This is a genomic window from Chelatococcus caeni, assembly GCF_014196925.1.
Classification (GTDB): domain Bacteria; phylum Pseudomonadota; class Alphaproteobacteria; order Rhizobiales; family Beijerinckiaceae; genus Chelatococcus_A; species Chelatococcus_A caeni.
The window spans coordinates 144818-163386 of the sequence record NZ_JACIEN010000005.1; the positions used below are offsets into that span (position 1 = coordinate 144818).

Consider the following 18569-nt stretch of genomic DNA (forward strand, 5'->3'; position numbering starts at 1 on the left):
ATGACGACCCATTCCCTCGAGGCCCTGCGGACGCGCGCCGCCGCGATCGTGCGCGACAATGACCGCGGCGCCTATACCGTGCCGACCAAGGGGCTCTATCCCTTCCAGTGGAACTGGGATTCCTGCCTGACCGCCCTCGGCCAGCGCCACAGCGACGAGCGCCGCGCCTTCCTCGAGATCGAGACGCTCTTCGCCCACCAGTGGCCGGACGGCATGGTGCCGCACATCGTCTTCCACACGCCCGACGACAGCTATTTTCCCGGCCCCGACGTCTGGCGCACCGGCCGGCCGACGCCGACCTCCGGCATCACCCAGCCGCCGGTCGCCGGCCTCGTGCTGCGCCGCCTCGTCGAGACGGCGGCCGACCAGGCCTTCGCGGAGGAGAAGGCGCGAGCCCTCCTGCCGAAGATCGCCGCCTGGCACCGCTGGTTCCATGCCATGCGCGATCCCGCCGGCTCCGGCCTCGTCGCCATCCTGCATCCCTGGGAATCGGGGCGCGACAACAGCATCGACTGGGACGAGGCCCTGGCGCGGGTGCCGACGGCGGGGGTGGAGCCCTACGTTCGCCGCGACACCCAGCATGTCGACGCCGCCGAACGGCCGCACAAGGCCGAGTACGACCGCTATCTCTGGCTGGTGCAGCGCTTCCGCGACCTCGGCTGGGACAACCGCCTGCTGCACGATGCCTCGCCCTTCCAGGTCGTGGATCCGGCCATCAACGCCATCCTCGTCCGCTCCGACGAGGACATCGCCCACCTCGCCGAGCGCTTCGGCGACAAGGCGCTGGCGGAGGAGGCGCGGGCGCGCGCGGCGCGGGCGCGCGCGGCCTTCGACGGCCTCTGGAGCCGCGATCTCGGCCAGTACCTGCCGTTCGACCGCGTCGCCGGACAGCTCATCGCGAGCCCGTCGGTGGGCGGCCTCCTGCCCCTCCTCGCCGGGCTGGGCGATGCGGAGAAGCGCGCCGCGATGCGCGATCGCATCCGCACCCTGCGCACGCGCGTGCGCCACGGTGTGCCGACGCATGATCCCACCGATCCGCGCTTCGAGCCCAAGCGCTACTGGCGCGGGCCGTGCTGGCTGATCATCAACTATCTCCTCGCCGACGGGCTCGACCGCTGCGGCTTCGCCGCGGATGCGGCTGCCGTGCGGGCCGACAGCCTGGCGCTCGTCGAAAACGGCTTCGCCGAATATTACGATCCGCTGACCGGCGAGGGCCTCGGCGGCGGCAACTTCACCTGGACGGCGGCGATCCTCATCGAGACGCTGGCGACGAGCGCCGCCGCCTGAGGCGCGAGGGAAAACGATGCGCATCATCGGCTTCGGCGCCCATCCGGACGACGTCGAGATCTTCTTCTTCGGCCTCCTCGCCACCTACCGTGCCGGCGGCCACGACATCGGCTGGGCGATCGCGACGGACGGCGCCGCCGGAGGGGAGGGGGAGAAGGAGGCTCTGCGCCGCACCCGCCGGGCCGAGGCGCTGGCCGGCGCGGCCGTCCTCGGCGTCACGCCGGTCTTCCTCGACGCGCCGGACGGCGCCCTCGCCGACGACCGGGCGGTGCCCGGCCGCATCGCCGCCCTGATCGAGGAGACGGCGCCCGACCTCATCGTGACACACGCGCCGAACGATTATCACCCGGACCATCGGGCGCTCAGCCATCTGGTGAGCGACGCCGCGCGCTTCCGCGTGCCGGTGCTCTTCGCCGACACCCTCCTCGGGGTCGATGCCGCGCCGACGATCTATGTCGACATCTCGGCCCATTTCGCCGCCAAATGCGCGGCCATCGCGGCGCATGCCTCGCAGCGGCCGCAGCGCTTCGTCGAGGCGGTGACGGGCTGGAACCGCTTTCGGGCGCTGCAGTGCGGCTATGACGGCTGCGCCTATGCGGAGGCCTTCTCCTTCTCGCCGCGCTTTCCCTTCAGCGACATTCGCGGCCTGCTGCCGCCGGCGCCGCCGCTGCGCCCGCTCGGCCGGCCGTTATCCCGCTAGCGCCCGCGCGCCTCGCCGATGAGCGCCTCGATCAGCCGCCGGCGCCGCGAGTTGCGCGGCCAGATCAGCCCGATGCGCCGGGTGACGGCGAGACGCGGCACCGGCAGCTTGGCGATGGCGAGCCCCTCGGGCCAGGGCGGCGGCCAGTCGGGCAGCAGAGCGACGCCGAGCCCGCGATCGACCAGCACCGCGATGGCATCGAGCGCGTCGAGCTCGAAGCACTCGCGCGGGCGGATGCCGAGCCGGCGCAGCGCGCCATCGACCAGCCGACCGCCCCAGTGGTTGCGGTCGTAGCGGATGAAGGGCTCGCGCGCGAGGAGCCGCAGCGGGTCCTCTCCCGCCCGCCCGTGCGGCGCGACGAGGACGATTGGCTCCTCCCGCAGCAGGGCGAAGGCGTGGGTCTTGGGCGGCGCGAAGGGCGGCTCGACGATGAGCGCCGCATCGAGCTCGCCGCCGATTACCCGATCATAAAGCTCGATCGAATTGCCCGGCTGCACATAGATCTCGACCTGCGGATGGTTGGCCGCGAGCCGCGCCAGCACGCCTGGCAGAAGGCCGGTGACGGCGGTGGCGATAGCGCCGATGCGCAGCTCGCCGGCCGGCGTGTCGGCGAGGGCGAGCGCCTTGAGCTCGCGCTCGTCGTTGAGGAGGAGGCGCGCCCGCTCGATGACGACGGCTCCCGCTTCCGTCGGCTGCATGGTGCGCCCGGCGCGGGCAAGGAGGGAGGTGCCGAGCTCGGCCTCGAGCGCCCTGATGCGCTGGGCCACGGCGGCGGGCGTGATGGCGAGGCGCCGTGCGGCCTCGGCCATGGAGCCGTGGTCCGCCACGGCGACGAAACTCTCGAGGAAGCGCGTGTCCATCGAACAGGAAATCTATCGTTTGAAGAAACAACAATAGAGATTTTATTTCGAACGGCCAGCGGCCATGAGTGGCCGGGAAGGGCGCTATCCTGGAAGCTGCCCGAACGCCGGCCATGGAGACGACGATGCCCCTCACCAACGAAGCCCGCGGCGTGTTCCCGATCGCGCCGACGCCCTTTTCCCCGTCGGGCGAGATCGACTGGGCGAGCGTCGACCGGCTGTTCGACTTCTATCGCGAGATCGGCGCCGACGGCCTCACCGTGCTCGGCATCATGGGCGAGGCGCCCAAGCTTGAGGCCGAGGAATCGGTTGCCCTCGTCAAGCGCTGCATCGCGCGCGTCGGCAATCTTCCCGTCATCGTCGGCGTCTCGGCGCCGGGCTTCGCCGCCATGCGCGCCATGGCGCGCTCGGTCATGGACCTTGGCGCCGCCGGCGTGATGATCGCGCCGCCCTCGTCGCTGCGCACCGACGACCAGATCGTCACCTATTACGCCCAGGCGGTGGAGGCGATCGGCACCGACATCCCCTTCGTCATCCAGGATTATCCGCTGACGCTTTCGGTCGTCATGACGCCCGGCGTCATCCGCCGCATCGTCATGGACAATCCCTCCTGCGTGATGCTGAAGCACGAGGACTGGCCGGGCCTCGAGAAGATCTCGACGCTGCGCCGCTTCCAGCAGGACGGGTCCATGCGGCCGATTGCGATCCTGTGCGGCAACGGCGGCCTCTTCCTCGATTTCGAGGTGGAGCGCGGCGCCGACGGCGCCAACACCGGCTATGCCTTCCCCGAGATGCTGATCGACGTCGTCCGGTTGCAGGCGCGCGGCGAGCGCGATGCGGCCCATGACATCTTCGACGCGCATCTGCCGCTGCTCCGCTACGAGCAGCAGCCGGGCGTCGGCCTCGCCGTGCGCAAATATGTCATGATGCGCCGCGGCATCCTCGCCTCCGATGCGCAGCGCAAGCCGGCGGGCCGCCTTTCCGAGGCGGCCGTGGCCGAGATCGACTATCTCCTCAAGCGCCTCGCCACCCGCGACCCGCGCGCTGCCGGGCTCGTCTGACGCCGTTTCGCACCGCGCCGGCCCTGTCAGGGGACGGCCGTTGCAGAGCGTCGGGCGCGAGGCCGCGACGGGCCGACGCCCCGGGCTTGCCTCGATCAGTCCTGCTGCGAAGCCGCAGATGGTGCAAGGAAGCGTGTCACGGCGCCGAGGAAGGCGGCGCGGCCGCTTTCGCTCCTGTCGAGATGCACGAAATGCGTCGCGTCGGGGATCGCGACGAGCTCCGCTTGCGGCGCTTCGCCGGCGATCGCCAGCGCATCCTCCGGCCGGCTCCAGAAGTCGGCCTCCGAGCGTAGCACGAGCACGGGCATGCTGAGCGCGGATGCGGACCACTGCCGCTCGCCGGTCGCCAGTTCGAAGCTGTCGGCCATGGCGCCGCTCGGAGAGCGGAAGCTTGGCGGCTCGCGGCTCTGCGACGTCGGGTCGGAGGCCAGCGCGGCCTCGACATAGGCCTGCTTGACGCGTTCGTCCCGCCAGGAGGCCTTGTCGGGCATCGGAATGCTGTTGTCCCATGCCGGCAACAGGCTTGCCCCGGTATTGAGGCGATAGGCGCCGTAGGCTGCCGCATTGAAGTGCCCCGGCCTCGCGGGATCCTCGAGCGGCGAGCCGTGGCCGAGCGACTTGTGTTCGCGCGAGCCACCATAGAGCGTGTTGTAGAGGACGAGCCGCTCGACCTTTTGCGGATATCTCGCCGCATAGGCGCCGGCCCAATGCCCTCCGGTCGCCCAGCCGATGATGCCGACCTGCGGGTCTCCGCTCCAGCCGATGATGGCGTCGATCGCGGCGGCGATGTCCGTCACCGCATCCTCGGTCCGCATCAAGGGCTCAGCTTCGGCTCGCGGCCGCTCCATCGCCGCCGGCCTGCTCGATCCACCGTAGCCGCGCAGGTCGAGGATGTAGACGGCGTGGCCTGCTTCGGCGAGGTCGGCTGCCAGGGAGCCTCCGGGCACCGGAAGATCGAAGGACGCCACGCCGGGCACCCGCGCCCCATGGATGAGAAGGACGGCCGAAGCGATCTCGGCGGGCCCGCCGGGGCTGCGCACTTCCCGGACGAAAAGGCGCTCGCCGGACGGCAGATCAACGTACTGGTCGGTCCTTTCGACCGGGGGCTGGGAGGCAGCTGTCGCGACCGGTCCCATGAGTGCACCTGCCAGGATGAGCGTAGCTAATCGGGTCATCGCGTCTTCCCTCGACTGTGATCCGGGGAAGATGACGGGCCGAAGCGCCTCGATCGATGATGCATCTGATGGGTTTTGATATCGTGGCGATATGGAGCTTCGCCATCTTCGCCACTTCCTGGCCGTCGCCGAGGAACTGCACATGGGACAAGCGGCAGCGCGCCTCGGCATGGCGCAGCCGCCGCTCAGCCAGTCGATCGCCAGGCTGGAAAGGGAGCTCGGCGTCCGTCTTTTCGATCGGGCGAACAGGCGGCTGACCCTCACGCGGGCCGGAATCGCCATTCTCGATGAGGCCCGCGCCTCCCTCCAGCATGCCGATGCAGCCTTCGCTCTCGCAAGGGCCGCCGAGCACGGCGCCGCCGGCGAGGTCAGGATCGGCTTCGTCTCGGCAGCCCTCTATCACCACCTGCCGAGGCGCCTCGGCCGGCTGCGGCAGGCGCTTCCGGGCGTGAAGCCGAGGCTGGTCGAAATGTCGACCAACGAGCAACTCGATGCCCTTGCCGCAGGCGCGATCGACATCGGCTTTGCCCATCCTCCCCTCGGAACGGGCGAGCGCCTGGCCGTCCTCGAATTGCCCGCCGAGACGAGCGTGGCGGCCCTGCCCGACGATGGAGGAACGGGACCTGTCAGTCTGGAACAGATCGCCGCCTGCGGGCTGATCCTCTTTCCGCCGGCCCAGGGCCCGGTGCTGCACGCCTGCATCATGGACAGCTTCACCAATGCCGGGATCGAAGTGCAGGTCGTGCAGGAAGCGACACGGGCGCTGACGATGCTGTCGCTCGTCTCGGCGGGCCTCGGCGCAGCGCTCTTGCCGGAATCGATCCGGCGGGTCGCTTTTGACGGGGTCCGCTATGCTGCGATCGCGGACGCGGCCGTGCCGGCCTTCTCGCTCTCGATGATCGCGCGGCGCGGGGCGCAGCCGCCTGTCGTCCGGCGGGTATGGGAGCTTTTCCGCCAGGCGATCTGACGATCGTCCGTCGTGCCTGGGTCGGCGATCCCATTGCCGCTGGCGGTCTCATCCCTTGCGCCGGACCGGCCATAGACCACGCCGGGCGCGCGAGGTGCCACAGCGGCACGCCCCTTGCCCGGGCGGTGCTTGACAGTCCGCCGCTCTCGTCCAATAGTAACTACCTGATGAGTTACTTAAGAGCGTGATCACACGCCGTGCGCGATTCTCGCGCTTCGTCTGGGGAGGAAGGCGCCATGGCCCGTGCCGCGGGTTCTCGTGCGAGCGGACGCACCCTTGTGCAATGGCTCGATTCGGCCTGGGTGCGGCCGGTCGGTCTCATCGTCGTCATCGTCGTCCTGTGGGAGCTGGCGGTTAGGCTCTTCGCCATCCCGCCCTATCTCGTGCCCAAGCCGTGGGACGTCATCCTCGTCCTCGTCCACGAGCGCGACATGCTGCTCGCCGAATCCGTGCCGACGACGATCGCCACCATCGGCGGCTTTGCCCTGTCGGTCGCCGTCGGCATCCCGCTCGCCATGCTCATCGCCGGCTCGCGCACGGTGGAGGCCTATCTCTATCCGCTGCTCGTCTTCTCGCAGTCGATCCCGAAGGTGGCGGTGGCGCCGCTGCTCGTCGTCTGGTTCGGCTTCGGCATGGCGCCGAAGGTCATCTCCGCCTTCCTGCTCGGCGTCTTCCCCGTCGTCGTCGCCGGCGTGCAGGGCTTCAAGTCGGTCGAGCCGGACATGCGCGACCTCGCCCGCTCGGTGAAGGCCTCCTGGCTGCAGACCTTCATGATCGTCAGCCTGCCGCACGCGCTGCCGTCGATTTTCTCCGGCCTCAAGGTGTCGGTGACGCTCGCCGTCGTCGGGGCCGTCGTCGGCGAGTTCGTCGGCGCCAATTCCGGCATCGGCTTCGTGCTGCAGCGCTCCATCGGCAATTTCGAGCTGCCGACGATGTTCGCGGCGCTCACCATCCTCGCCCTCATCGGCGTCGTCCTGTTCTGGACCATCGACCTCGTCGAGCGCCTCGCCGTGCCCTGGCACGCGAGCCAGCGCGCCGACGTCATCGCGACAGCCTGATCCTCATCCCGCGCCAAGACGGGAGCACCAAAGCAACGCTCTGACAGAGCTCATGGGGAGGACATCATGTTGAAGGCCCGGTTTGTGAAGATCTTGTCCCTGGCGGGTATGGCGGCGTTTCTCGCAGGCGCGCAGGCCGAGGCCGCCGACAAGGCGGTGCTGCTGCTCAACTGGTATGTCTACGGCGAGCACGCGCCGTTCTATCTCGGCAAGAAGAAAGGCTTCTTCGCGGAGGAGGGCATCGACCTCGACATCCAGGAGGGGAGGGGCTCGGCGCTGACCGTGCAGGCGGTGGCGGCCAAGACGGTGCCCTTCGGCTATGCCGACGTGCCGACCATGATCCGCGCCGCCGTGAAGGGCGCGCCGGTCGTCGCCACGGGCATCGCCCTGCAGAAGAGCCCCATGTCCGTCATGGGCTTTTCCGAGAAGAACATCCGCACGCCCGACGACATCAAGGGCAAGACCGTCGCCATGACGCCCGGCGATTCCATGTCGCAGATCTGGCCCCTGTTCCTCAAGCGCACGGGCCTCAAGGAGGGCGATTTCCAGGTCGTCTCCGGCGACGCCCAGACGAAGCTCAACGCCGTCATCAACGGGCGCGCCGACGTGCTCCTCGGCTATGCCATGGACCAGAGCATGAAGATCAAGGACGCCACCGGCAAGGATGTCTTCCCTGTGATGTTTGCCGACTACGGGATCAACATGGTCTCGTCCGGCATCTTCGTGCACAAGGACATGCTCGGTGAGAACGCCGATCTCGTGCGCCGCTTCATGGCGGCCGCGACGAAGTCGATCGAATATGCCGAGAAGCACTCGGCCGAGGCGGCCGAGGCCGTGCTCGAGGCCCTGCCCAAGGCGGGCAAGAAGGAGACCCTGCAGGAAGGCTTCGAGCTGACGATACCGCTCTATCACACGGACGAGACCAAGGGGCAGCGGCCGTGGCGCGTGAGCGACAAGATCATGGCCGACACGGTCGATCTCCTGGTGCAGTACGGCGGCGTCGAGGCGGCGTCGGCCGGGGATCCGAAGGCGTTCTACACGAACGACTTCCTGCCGGCGGCGAGCCAGTGAGGGGTGCCGCGATGCCTGCCGCCGCGCGCCGCTTCACCGTGATCAGCCGGGACGAGCCGGCCGGGACGCGCCGTCTCATCGAGATCCGCGGCCTGAGCAAGACCTACCGCACGCGGGCCGGGGACGTGCCGTCCCTGTCCCCGGTCGATCTGGACGTCGACGAGGGCGAGTTCATCGCCGTCGTCGGCCCCTCGGGATGCGGCAAGTCCACGCTCCTGAAGCTTCTCGCCGGCCTCATCGCGCCGACCGAGGGCGAGGTGCGCATCGACGGCGAGGCGGTGCGCGAGCCGCCGGACAATGTCGGCATCGTCTTCCAGAGCCCGGTCCTGCTCGCCTGGCGCACGCTGCTGCGCAACGTCATGATGCCCGTCGAGGTGCGCGGCCTCGACCGCGCCACGCATCTCGCCCGGGCGCACCAACTGCTCGAGACGGCGGGCCTCAAGGGCTTCGAGGACAAGTATCCCTGGCAGCTCTCGGGCGGCATGCAGCAGCGCGCCGCCATCTGCCGGGCGCTGGTGCACGACCCGGCGCTGCTCCTGATGGACGAGCCGTTTGGCGCGCTCGACGCCATGACGCGCGAGCACATGAATCTCGAATTGCAGCGCATCCACGGCGAGACCAACAAGACCATCATCTTCATCACCCACTCGATCCCGGAGGCGGTGTTCCTGGCCGACCGGGTGGTGGTGATGTCGTCGCGTCCCGGCACGGTCGAGGCGATCTACAAGGTCGACCTGCCGCGGCCGCGTTCGCTGGAGATGATGGGCGAGCGGTCCTTCGCCGAGATCACCAAGGAAATCCGCGGGCACTTCTATGCCCGCGGCGCATTGGACTGACGCCATGGCCCCACGGCTTCGCCTCCTCGACATTGCCTGTTTCGAGCGGCTCATGCCGTTCACGCATGCCTTCCGCTTCGGCGCGGTGAGCGTGACGGCGGCGCCGCAGGCCTTCGTGCGCGTCACCGCCGAGGTCGAGGGCCACGGCATCGCGACGGGCGCCGCGGCCGAGATGATGATGCCGAAGTGGTTCGACAAGAATCCGGCGAAGAGCCCGGCCGACACCATCGACGACCTGCGCGCCGGGCTCACGCGGGCCGCGGCGGTGTATCGCGATGCCCGCGGCTTCGACACGGCCTTCGGGCATCATGCCCGCACGGTCGGCGCGACGGCGCAGGATGCGGCGCCGGCGCTGGTGCGCGGCTACGGCCCCGCCGTCATCGACAAGGCGATCCTCGATGCCCTGTTCAAGGCGCTCGGCGTCGACGCCGCGACGGGTCTCAGGCGCAACCTGCCGGGGCTCGATGCGCGGCTGACGCCGGACATCGAGGCCGGGCGGATCGACGACTTCCTCGCCGGTCTCGCGCCGCGGGCGGAGGTTGCCCTGCGCTGGACGGTCGGCCTCGGCGACGACCTTGCGGAGCTGCCCGGCGAGATCGCGCGCTCGTCGCTCCGCTACCTCAAGCTCAAGCTCGGCGGCGACGTTGCGCAGGACCGGGCGCGCCTAGCCGAGATCGCTGGCATCATGGCGCGGGCGGGCACCATCACGGGCGTGACGCTCGACGCCAACGAGCAATACGACCTTCCCGGCCTCGCGGCGCTCGTCGAGGCGCTCACGTCCGATGCGGCCCTTGCTCCCCTGCGCGAGCGGCTGATGTATGTCGAGCAGCCGCTCGACCGTGCCACGACCCTCGCCCACGACCTCGGCGACGTCGCTGAGGGCATGGCCTTCATCATCGACGAGGCGGACGGCACCTACGATGCCTTTCCGCAGGCGATGGCGCGCGGCTATCGCGGCGTCTCGTCCAAGGCCTGCAAGGGCCTCTACAAGTCGCTCCTCAATGCCGTGCGGGCCCGGGCGCTGAACGAGGCCGCAGGGCGCCCCGGTCACTGCTTCCTGAGTGGTGAAGACCTCACCTGCCAGGCCGGCCTCGGCGTGCAGCAGGACACGGCGCTCGTCGCGCTCCTCGGCCTCGGCCACGTCGAGCGCAACGGTCATCACTATGTCGACGGCTTCGGGCCGGCGCCGGCGGAAGAGGCGGAGGCCTTCGCCGCCGCCCATCCCGACCTCTACGAGGAGCGCGGCGGCCGCCTGCGGCTTGCGACCGGCAGCGGCGCGCTCGCCACCCGTTCCCTCTTCCGCGTTCCCGGCCTCGCCGGCGGCGCCGAACCCATCTGGGGCAGCCTCGCGCGCCTCACTTCCCAATCCATCCTCGAAGGGCAGACATCATGAGCCAGCGTACTCTCGGCATCGTCATGCACGGCATCACCGGCCGCATGGGGCTCAACCAGCATCTCATCCGCTCGGTCGCCGCCATCCGCGCGCAGGGCGGCGTGCCGCTGTCGGACGGCTCGCGCGTGCAGCTCGACCCCATCCTCGTCGGCCGCAATGCCGAGAAGGTCGAGGCGCTCGCCAAAGCCCACGGCATCGCCCGCTGGACGACGGACCTCGACGCCGCCATCGCCAATCCCGACGACACCATTTTCTTCGACGCGGCGACGACGCAGATGCGGCCGGAACTGCTGGAGAAGGCGATCGCCACCGGCAAGCACATCTATTGCGAGAAGCCGATCGCCACCGACTTCTCCAAGGCGCTCAGGATCTGCGAGCTCGCCGACGCCAAGGGCGTGAAGCACGGCGTGGTGCAGGACAAGCTCTTCCTGCCCGGCCTGCAGAAGCTGAAGTTTCTGCGCGATTCCGGTTTCTTCGGCCGGATGCTCTCGGTGCGCGGCGAGTTCGGCTACTGGGTCTTCGAGGGCGATTGGGGTCAGGCGCCGCAGCGCCCGTCCTGGAACTACCGCAACGAGGACGGCGGCGGCATGATCCTCGACATGGTCTGCCACTGGCGCTACGTGCTCGACAACCTCTTCGGCGAGGTGAAGGCCGTCTCCTGCCTCGGCGCCACCCACATCCCGGCGCGCGTCGACGAGCGGGGCAAGTCCTATCCGGCGACGGCGGATGACTCGGCCTATGCCACCTTCGAGCTCGACGGCGGCGTCATCGCCCACATCAACATGTCCTGGTGCGTGCGGGTTTACCGCGACGACCTCGTCACCTTCCAGGTCGACGGCACGCACGGCTCGGCGGTGGCAGGCCTGACCGATTGCGTCATGCAGGCCCGCCAGGGCACGCCCCGGCCGGTGTGGAACCCGGACCAGAAGCAGACGCACGACTTCTATGCCGACTGGCAGCCGGTGCCGGACACCGCGGTCTACGACAACGGCTTCAAGACCCAGTGGGAGATGTTCGTCCGCCATGTCGTCGAGGGCGCGCCCTACAAGTACACGCTGCACGAGGGCGCCAAGGGCGTGCAGCTCGTCGAATGCGCGCTCGAGAGCTGGCGCGAGCGCCGCTGGGTCGACGTGCCGCCGCTGCCGCTGAAGGCGGCGCGGGCTCAGGCAGCCGAGTGAGGGCAGGGAAACAGGCCATGAACGTCGTCGACCAGAGCCTCACCATCCGCCTGCCGCGCGCCGACCGGTCGCTCGAGACCTTCCGGCCGCGCGCGCCGCGCGACTTCCCCGAGCGCGCGGCCGGCCCCATGAACCGCGTCGCCTTCTCGGCGGCGCATGTCGTAGCCGATCCGCTGCGCGAGGCGGACCCGTGGCTCGACTGCGCCATCGACTGGGACCGCACCATCGCCTACCGGGAGCACCTGTGGGACCTCGGCCTCGGCGTCGCCGAGGCCATGGACACGGCCCAGCGCGGCATGGGCCTCGACTGGCCGACCTCGCTCGATCTCATCACGCGCTCGGTCGCGGCGGCGAAGGCGCGCGGCGGGGCGCTCGTCTTCTCCGGCGCCGGCACGGACCATCTCGACCTTGCCGCGGTGAAGAGCGTCGACGAGGTGATCGCGGCCTACGAGACGCAGTTCGAGGCCATCGAGAAGGTCGGCGGGCGCATCATCCTCATGTGCTCGCGGGCGCTCGCCCGCGTGGCGGCGGGGCCCGACGACTACGTGCGCGTCTACGACCGGCTGCTGACGGGGGCGCGCGAGCCCGTCATCATCCACTGGCTCGGCGACATGTTCGATCCCGCGCTCGCCGGCTATTGGGGCACGCGCGATCTCGCAGCGGCGATGGACACGGCGGTTTCCATCATCAACGCCCATGCGGCCAAGGTCGACGGCGTGAAGATCTCGCTGCTCGACAAGGACCGCGAGATCGACATGCGCCGGCGCCTTGCGCCGGGCGTGCGCATGTATACGGGCGACGACTTCAACTATGCCGAACTGATCGCCGGTGACGACAAGGGCTATTCCGACGCGCTGCTCGGCATCTTCGATGCCATCGCGCCGGCAGCCTCGGCCGCGCTCGTCAGCCTCGCCGAGGGGGACGAAGCGACCTTCCACGACATCCTCTCGCCGACGGTGCCGCTGTCACGCCACATCTTCCGGGCGCCGACGCGCTTCTACAAGACGGGCGTCGTCTTCATGGCCTATCTCAACGGCTGGCAGGACCATTTCACCATGGTCGGCGGCCAGGAGAGCGCGCGCTCGACGCTGCATCTCGCCGAGCTCTTTCGGCTCGCCGATGCGGCGGGCCTGCTGCGCGAGCCGGCCCTCGCGGTCAGGCGCATGCGCCACGTGCTCGCGACGCACGGCGTGGAAGGGTGACGCATGAATCGCACTGCCTCTCCCGCCGCGGCAAGCGCCTCCGCCATGCGCGACTTTTCGCGGGACCACCGCTTCCTGTCGATCAACACGGCCACCGTGCGCAAGCAGGGCGATCTTCTCGCCATCATCGACGCCTGCGCGCGGGCGGAGATCCGCGCCATCTCGCCGTGGCGTGACCAGGTGGCGGCCGTTGGGCTCGACCGGGCGGTCGCTGCCGTCAAGGCGGCCGGGCTCGAACTCTCCGGCTATTGCCGCGGCGGCATGTTCCCGAGCGATGCGGCGCATCTTGCGGAGATGCGCGACGACAACCGCCGCGCCGTCGACGAGGCGAAAGCCCTTGGAGCGCCCTGCCTCGTCCTTGTCGTCGGCGGGCTGCCGCAATATTCGCGGCCGGGGTCGGCCCCGTCGAAGGACCTCGGCGCGGCGCGTGCCATGGTGGAGGACGGCATCGGCGAATTGCTGGACTATGCCCGCTCTGTCGGCATGCCGCTCGCCATCGAGCCGCTGCACCCGATGTACGCCGCCGACCGCGCCTGCGTGAACACGCTCGGCCAGGCGCTCGACATCTGCGACCGGCTCGATCCCGGCCGCAGCGGTTTCCTCGGCGTCGCCTGCGACGTCTATCACCTGTGGTGGGATCCGGACCTCTTCGCCGGCATCGCGCGGGCCGGGCGCGAGCGCATGCTCGCCTATCACGTCTGCGACTGGCTGGTGCCGACGCGTGACTTACTTCTCGACCGCGGCATGATGGGCGATGGCGTCATCGACCTCAAACCCATCCGCGCCGCAGTTGAAGCGGTGGGCTACGCGGGTTATGCGGAAGTCGAGATCTTTTCCGAGGACTGGTGGGCAAGGCCGATGGACGAGGTGCTGGCGACCTGTATCGCCCGCCACCGGTCCACGGTCTGAAGAGGGCGGAACGTCTTTCGTCGCGCGAGAGCTTTTTCCGGCCGAAGCGGCCGGCGGCTCGGCGTAGAACCGAAAATCCGCGCCAGCGACATGCGCCCACTATCACGAGTTAAGAGGCCTATTCCGACCCGATCGGATCGGAATAGGCTTCAGGGGCAGTGGAGCGTAACGACGGCATGACGAAGACGAAGGCCGGCCCGGCGTCGGCCGCCGAGACCGCAGCGGCGCCCGAAGGCGCCGCGGTGAAGCGCGAGGTGCGCACGCGCGATCCCGAGCGCACGCGCGGCAACATTCTCGCCGCCGCGACGGTGGAATTCTCATCGCGCGGCTTCGCCGGTGCGAGCATCGACGCCATCGCCAAGCGCTCGGGCGCCAACCGGCGCATGATCTATCACTATTTCGGCTCGAAGCGCGGGCTGTGGCTCGCCGTGCTCGAGGCGGCCTACGAGCGCGTGCGCACGGCCGAGCTGCGCCTGCATCTCGAGCAGCTCGCGCCGGAGAAGGCGATGCGGGCGCTCGTCGCTTTCACCTTCGATTCCTTCATCGGCGAGCGCACCTTCATCAACCTGCTCAACAGCGAGAACCTGCACCAGGCGCGCCATCTCAAGGGCTCGACGCGCATCAAGACGATGCACTCGCCGCTCATCGGCATGCTCCAGGACATCCTCGACAAGGGCGTGGCGGCCGGCGTCTTCCGCAGCGGCATCGACCCGGCGCAGCTGTGGATCTCGATTGCCGGCGTGTCCTTCTTCTATTTCTCCAACATCTTCACCTTGTCGGTGATCCTCGACCGCGACCTGATGTCGAAGAAGCAGATCGCCGAGCGCCGCGCCCACGTTGTCGATCTCATCCTGGCGGGCATCCGGGCCTGACGGCCACGCCTCCTGCTCACCAGCGCGCCAGGCGCCGGGCGGCGAGGGCGCCGAGCGCCGCGAGCCCGGCAATGGCCATCGTGTACCAGGTCGCCACGAAGAGCGGGGAATCGTCGGGGCAGTGTGCCGCATAGAAGACGGCGGCGAGGCCGCCGGCGAGCAGACCCGCCATGGCGCCGGCGAGCCGCGGCCGCGTCGGTGCGCCGTGATGCAGGGCCGCGAGGAAGACGGCGAGCGGGCCGAGGCCGATGAGCGGGATGTAGGTGAGGCAGACGAGGCTGTTGGTGCCGACGAGCCGCGTCGCCCACAGGGCTCGCGGCAGGACGGCGAGCTCTGCAACGACAGCCGTCACGAGGAGTGCCGCGACGGCGGCGAGGCAGGCCGCTGCCGGCCGCCAGTCGGCGCCGGGCCGCGACAGCGAGCGCACCGCGCCGAAGGCGGCGGCGGCGAGGGCGGCAGCGACGACGAACTTCAGGAGGAAGCGCGGGGTCTCGGCCGCCGCCGCGAAATCGGGCCGCGGCCCGAGCGTCAGCATGAAGACGACGGCGGCGACGAGGGCGGCGAGACCGGCGGCGGCCCACCAGGTGGCCGGCAGTGAGAGGCGCGGGCGGCGCGTGTCCGCGGCAAGCGCCTTGATGAGATCCTCGGTATCCATGTCAGTCACGTCCGTGCCGCCTGCCGAAATGTTTCGCGATGGCCGCGAGGCCCCGATGCAGCGCCACCCTCACCGCCCCCTCGCTCATGCCGAGCTGTTCGGCCGTCTCGCGGATGGAGCGGCCGTCGAGCGACACGGCGGCGACGACCGTGCGCTGTCCCGGTGACAGCGTATCGAGCGCCCGGTCGACCTCGCGCTGCGCCAACGTCTCGGCCACCGGTGCCGCGAAGGTCTCGGCCATGGCGTCGATATCGACGTCCACGTGCCGGCCACGGCGCCGGAAGGCATCGACCAGCTTGTGCCGCGCGATCGCGGCGATCCAGGGCTCGATCGGCATGTCGGCCCGCCAGGTATGGCGCTTGAGATGGATGGCGAGCAGCGTCTCCTGCACGATGTCCTCCGGGTCGATGGCGCCGTCGACGATCCTGCGGCGGGCGAAGCGGCGCACCAGATCACCGGCCCGCCCCAGGAAGGCGCGGTAGGCCTTCTCGTCGCCCGCGAGCGCGGCCCGCATGAGCCGGGCGAGTTCGCTGTCGCCGGTTTCGTCCAAGCGCCTCTTCCTCCCCTTCGTCCGCCGGCGGCCCGCTGTTACGGGGAGCGGCAAAGTTTCATCGAGGTCAATCGCCCTGACGGTTCACGACTTCGTGTAGCCGGGAGGATGTAACACCCCGGCGCTCCCGCCCGAATGGGTTTGTGCGCGCAGGGACAGCTTGCGCAGTCATTGAACGGGAGACGACACCATGTCCACCAAGACCACCGTCAGCACCGCGATCCTCGCAGGCGCCGTCGCCACGGCCCTGTCCTCCTTCGCCTATTCCGCACCGCTGACGGAAGCCGAGGCCAAGGCCGCCGTCGCCGCCGGCAAGGAGAAATGCTACGGCGTGGCGCTCAGGGGCCAGAACGATTGTGCCGCCGGGCCCGGCACCACCTGCCAGGGCACCTCGACCGTCGACTTCCAGGGCAATGCCTGGAAATTCGTGATGGGCGGCACCTGCGCCAAGGTCGAGCTTCCCGGCGGGCGCACGGGCTCGCCGACGCCGCTGACGCGCGACGTGCCGGCCTGATCGGCGACACCACCGGACAGGGAGGGCGCCGATGCGCGATTTCGCCACTGCCAGCAAAGCTGCCGACAAGGCCGGGGGCGCCGGCGCCCCCCGCTTTCCAGACCACGCCGTCGCCGGCCTCGCCGGCACGAGCTTCAAGCACGAGCACCTCGCCGCCATCATAGCCGACGACGGGCGGCGCGGCTTCTTCGAGGTCCACGCCGAGAACTACATGGGTGCCGGCGGGCCGCCGCATGATGCGCTCACCCGCATCCGCCGCGAGCATCCCGTGTCGCTGCACGGGGTGTGCATGTCGATCGGCGGGCCGCAGCCGCTCGACAAGGCGCATCTCGCCTGCTTCAGGGAGCTCGTCGCGCGCTACGAGCCGGCGCTCGTCTCCGAGCATCTCGCCTGGTCGACGCACGAGACCGCCTTCTTCAACGATCTCCTGCCGCTGCCCTATACCCCCGAGACGCTGGCGCGCGTCGCCGCGCACGTGGAGGAGGTGCAGGAGGCCATCGGCCGGCCGATCCTCATCGAGAACCCGGCGACCTACCTCCTCTTCCGCGAATCGACGATGAGCGAGACGGATTTCCTCGGCGCGCTCGTCGCGCGCACGGGCTGCGGCCTGCTGCTCGACGTCAACAACGTCTTCGTCTCGGCCACGAACCATCGTTTCTCGGCCCTCGATTACCTCGCCGATTTCCCGCTCGCGGCCGTCGGGGAGATCCACCTCGCCGGCCATACCGAACAGGCGGACGACGAGGGCGAGCCGCTCATCATCGACAGCCACGACAGGCCCGTTGCCGATGCGGTGTGGACCCTGTTCGCCACTGTGATCGCCCGGTGGGGCCCGGTGCCGACCCTGATCGAATGGGACAGCAACATTCCCGACTGGCCGGTGCTCAGGCGCGAGGCGGCCGCGGCCCAGGTCATCCTCGACCGGCACGCCGGCCGCGATGCCGCCGGAGGCGCCCATGCAGCGGCCTGAACACGCGAGAGGGGAAGCCGGCGGCGGCCTCACCTATGCGGCCCGGTTCTCTCCCGGCCTGCTCGATCCCCTGCAGCCGACGCCGGCCTTCGTTTCGGGGCCCGGCGGCAAGCGGGCGGACAAGCGCTACAACGTCTATCGCAACAATGTCACGGTGAGCCTCATCGAGGCGCTCGGGGCCGTGTTTCCGGCCGTGCGGCGCATCACCGGGGAGGATTTCTTCCGCGCCGTGGCCCGCGCCTATGTGCGGGCAAGGCCGCCGTCCTCGCCGCTGCTGTTCGAATACGGCCGTGACTTCCCCGATTTCATCGCCGCCTGGGACCATGCCGCCCCGGCGCCGTGGCTCGCGGATGTCGCGCGCCTCGAGCGGGCGTGGCTCGACGCCTATCACGCGGCGGACGCCGCGCCGCTCGAGGCGCAGGCTCTTGCCGCCGTCCCGGCCGAACGGCTGGCGGATATCGTCTTCGTGGCCCATCCCGCCGCGCGGGTCGTGCGCTCGCCCTTCGCGGCCGTCACGATCTTCGCCGCCCACCGGCAGGAGGGGCAGGCGCAGACGATCGACGCCGGCACGCCTGAGGATGCGCTCGTCACGCGGCCCGGCCTCACGGTGGCGGTCCGCCACCTGCCCGCGGGCGGCGCCGTCTTCGCCGCCCGCCTTCTCGCCGGGGCGCCGTTCGCGACCGCGGCGAGCGAGGCCCTCGCCGAGGCGCCCGGCTTCGACCTCGCCGCCAATCTCGCCGGCCTTCTCGCGGCGGGCGCCTTCACCTCCATCATTGCGGGAGACGGACGATGAGCATATCCGAGCGCTGGAACCTCGCTGCCGACGGCGGGCGCCTGCTCGCCACGGCGATGCGACGCGTGGAGGCCGCGATCGCGGCACTGGCGCCGCCTTCCGTGGCGCAGGCGCTGCTGCGCCTCGCGCTTGCCGTGCCCTTCTGGCGCTCCGGCATCAACAAGTGGGATGGCTTCGGCACGCTCAACGAGGTCGCCGTGCTGCTCTTCTCCTCGGAGTTCCAGCTGCATCTGCCGGGCGGGCCCTACGCCTATCCCTTCCCGCACGTCACGGCGTTTGCGGCCGGCACCGCCGAGATCGTCCTGCCCATCCTTCTCGTCCTCGGTTTGGGCACACGGCTGGCGGCCCTCGGCCTCCTCGTCATGACGTTCATCATCCAGCTCACCGTGCCCGACGGCTGGCCGGTGCACGTCACCTGGGCGGCCATGGCGCTTGCCCTCATGGCCTTCGGACCGGGCCGCCTGTCGCTCGATCATCTCCTTGCGGCGGGCAATTCCCGGCGCTGACATTGCAATGCC

20 protein-coding genes are annotated in these 18569 nt (G+C 69.8%); 16 read left to right on the top strand and 4 right to left on the bottom strand.

Annotation, left to right across the window (positions count from 1 at the left end; all coding sequences use genetic code 11):
- Entirely contained in the window at nt 1-1287 is a 1287-nt protein-coding gene (locus tag GGR16_RS18965) for an MGH1-like glycoside hydrolase domain-containing protein (protein ID WP_019403470.1), read from the top strand.
- Nucleotides 1288-1303: 16 nt separating this feature from the next.
- On the top strand, nt 1304-1987 hold the full coding sequence (locus tag GGR16_RS18970; RefSeq protein ID WP_019403471.1) for a PIG-L deacetylase family protein: 684 nt from the start codon (nt 1304-1306) through the stop codon (nt 1985-1987).
- Here GGR16_RS18970 and GGR16_RS18975 read toward each other — a convergent pair.
- On the bottom strand, nt 1984-2847 hold the full coding sequence (locus tag GGR16_RS18975; protein WP_183317632.1) for a LysR family transcriptional regulator: 864 nt from the start codon (nt 2845-2847) through the stop codon (nt 1984-1986). The genes GGR16_RS18970 and GGR16_RS18975 overlap by 4 nt on opposite strands.
- A 125-nt stretch (nt 2848-2972) precedes the next feature.
- Here GGR16_RS18975 and GGR16_RS18980 point away from each other — a divergent pair, with 125 nt between their 5' ends.
- Entirely contained in the window at nt 2973-3908 is a 936-nt protein-coding gene (locus GGR16_RS18980; RefSeq protein WP_183317633.1) for a dihydrodipicolinate synthase family protein, read from the top strand.
- 95 nt (nt 3909-4003) lie between these two features.
- On the opposite strand, the gene GGR16_RS18985 is transcribed toward GGR16_RS18980, so the two are convergent.
- Nucleotides 4004-5083: an alpha/beta fold hydrolase gene (locus tag GGR16_RS18985; protein ID WP_183317634.1), complete on the bottom strand. Its 1080-nt coding sequence runs from the start codon at nt 5081-5083 to the stop codon at nt 4004-4006.
- Between the two features lie 142 nt (nt 5084-5225).
- Between GGR16_RS18985 and GGR16_RS18990 the strand changes: the two genes are divergently transcribed.
- The 9 genes from GGR16_RS18990 (at nt 5226) to GGR16_RS19030 (ending at nt 14569) form a co-directional block, all read left to right on the top strand.
- On the top strand, nt 5226-6050 hold the full coding sequence (locus tag GGR16_RS18990) for a LysR family transcriptional regulator (RefSeq protein ID WP_245258930.1): 825 nt from the start codon (nt 5226-5228) through the stop codon (nt 6048-6050).
- Between the two features lie 236 nt (nt 6051-6286).
- On the top strand, nt 6287-7108 hold the full coding sequence (locus GGR16_RS18995) for an ABC transporter permease (RefSeq protein ID WP_183317635.1): 822 nt from the start codon (nt 6287-6289) through the stop codon (nt 7106-7108).
- Between the two features lie 108 nt (nt 7109-7216).
- A complete protein-coding gene (locus tag GGR16_RS19000) occupies nt 7217-8179 on the top strand; it encodes an ABC transporter substrate-binding protein (RefSeq protein ID WP_183317781.1) in 963 nt (320 codons plus the stop codon).
- 11 nt (nt 8180-8190) lie between these two features.
- Entirely contained in the window at nt 8191-9015 is an 825-nt protein-coding gene (locus GGR16_RS19005; protein ID WP_183317636.1) for an ABC transporter ATP-binding protein, read from the top strand.
- 4 nt (nt 9016-9019) lie between these two features.
- Nucleotides 9020-10408, top strand: a complete 1389-nt coding sequence (locus GGR16_RS19010; protein ID WP_246373193.1) for an enolase-like domain-containing protein — start codon at nt 9020-9022, stop codon at nt 10406-10408.
- Complete coding sequence (locus GGR16_RS19015) at nt 10405-11586, top strand: Gfo/Idh/MocA family protein (RefSeq protein WP_183317638.1); 1182 nt, start codon at nt 10405-10407, stop codon at nt 11584-11586. The genes GGR16_RS19010 and GGR16_RS19015 overlap by 4 nt, the downstream gene beginning before the upstream one ends.
- A gap of 17 nt (nt 11587-11603) precedes the next feature.
- Complete coding sequence (locus GGR16_RS19020) at nt 11604-12788, top strand: dihydrodipicolinate synthase family protein (RefSeq protein ID WP_183317639.1); 1185 nt, start codon at nt 11604-11606, stop codon at nt 12786-12788.
- Between the two features lie 45 nt (nt 12789-12833).
- Complete coding sequence (locus GGR16_RS19025) at nt 12834-13697, top strand: sugar phosphate isomerase/epimerase family protein (protein WP_183317782.1); 864 nt, start codon at nt 12834-12836, stop codon at nt 13695-13697.
- A 176-nt stretch (nt 13698-13873) separates the two neighbouring features.
- Nucleotides 13874-14569: a TetR/AcrR family transcriptional regulator gene (locus GGR16_RS19030; RefSeq protein ID WP_183317640.1), complete on the top strand. Its 696-nt coding sequence runs from the start codon at nt 13874-13876 to the stop codon at nt 14567-14569.
- Nucleotides 14570-14585: 16 nt separating this feature from the next.
- Here GGR16_RS19030 and GGR16_RS19035 read toward each other — a convergent pair whose 3' ends face one another.
- Nucleotides 14586-15224 carry an NrsF family protein gene (locus GGR16_RS19035; protein WP_019403484.1) on the bottom strand — a complete coding sequence of 213 codons (639 nt, stop codon included), beginning with the start codon at nt 15222-15224 and terminating at the stop codon, nt 14586-14588.
- A 1-nt stretch (nt 15225) separates the two neighbouring features.
- Nucleotides 15226-15774 carry a sigma-70 family RNA polymerase sigma factor gene (locus GGR16_RS19040; protein WP_019403485.1) on the bottom strand — a complete coding sequence of 183 codons (549 nt, stop codon included), beginning with the start codon at nt 15772-15774 and terminating at the stop codon, nt 15226-15228.
- A 190-nt stretch (nt 15775-15964) separates the two neighbouring features.
- Between GGR16_RS19040 and GGR16_RS19045 the strand changes: the two genes are divergently transcribed.
- From GGR16_RS19045 to GGR16_RS19060, 4 genes are read left to right on the top strand one after another with little or no spacing between them, the layout of a single operon-like run.
- A complete protein-coding gene (locus GGR16_RS19045; RefSeq protein ID WP_019403486.1) occupies nt 15965-16288 on the top strand; it encodes a BufA1 family periplasmic bufferin-type metallophore in 324 nt (107 codons plus the stop codon).
- A gap of 31 nt (nt 16289-16319) precedes the next feature.
- On the top strand, nt 16320-17258 hold the full coding sequence (gene bufB / locus GGR16_RS19050) for an MNIO family bufferin maturase (protein ID WP_183317641.1): 939 nt from the start codon (nt 16320-16322) through the stop codon (nt 17256-17258).
- Nucleotides 17245-18051, top strand: a complete 807-nt coding sequence (locus GGR16_RS19055; protein WP_040405113.1) for an HvfC/BufC N-terminal domain-containing protein — start codon at nt 17245-17247, stop codon at nt 18049-18051. The genes bufB and GGR16_RS19055 overlap by 14 nt, the downstream gene beginning before the upstream one ends.
- Nucleotides 18048-18557 carry a DoxX family protein gene (locus tag GGR16_RS19060; protein ID WP_019403489.1) on the top strand — a complete coding sequence of 170 codons (510 nt, stop codon included), beginning with the start codon at nt 18048-18050 and terminating at the stop codon, nt 18555-18557. The genes GGR16_RS19055 and GGR16_RS19060 overlap by 4 nt, the downstream gene beginning before the upstream one ends.
- Nucleotides 18558-18569: the final 12 nt, after the last annotated feature.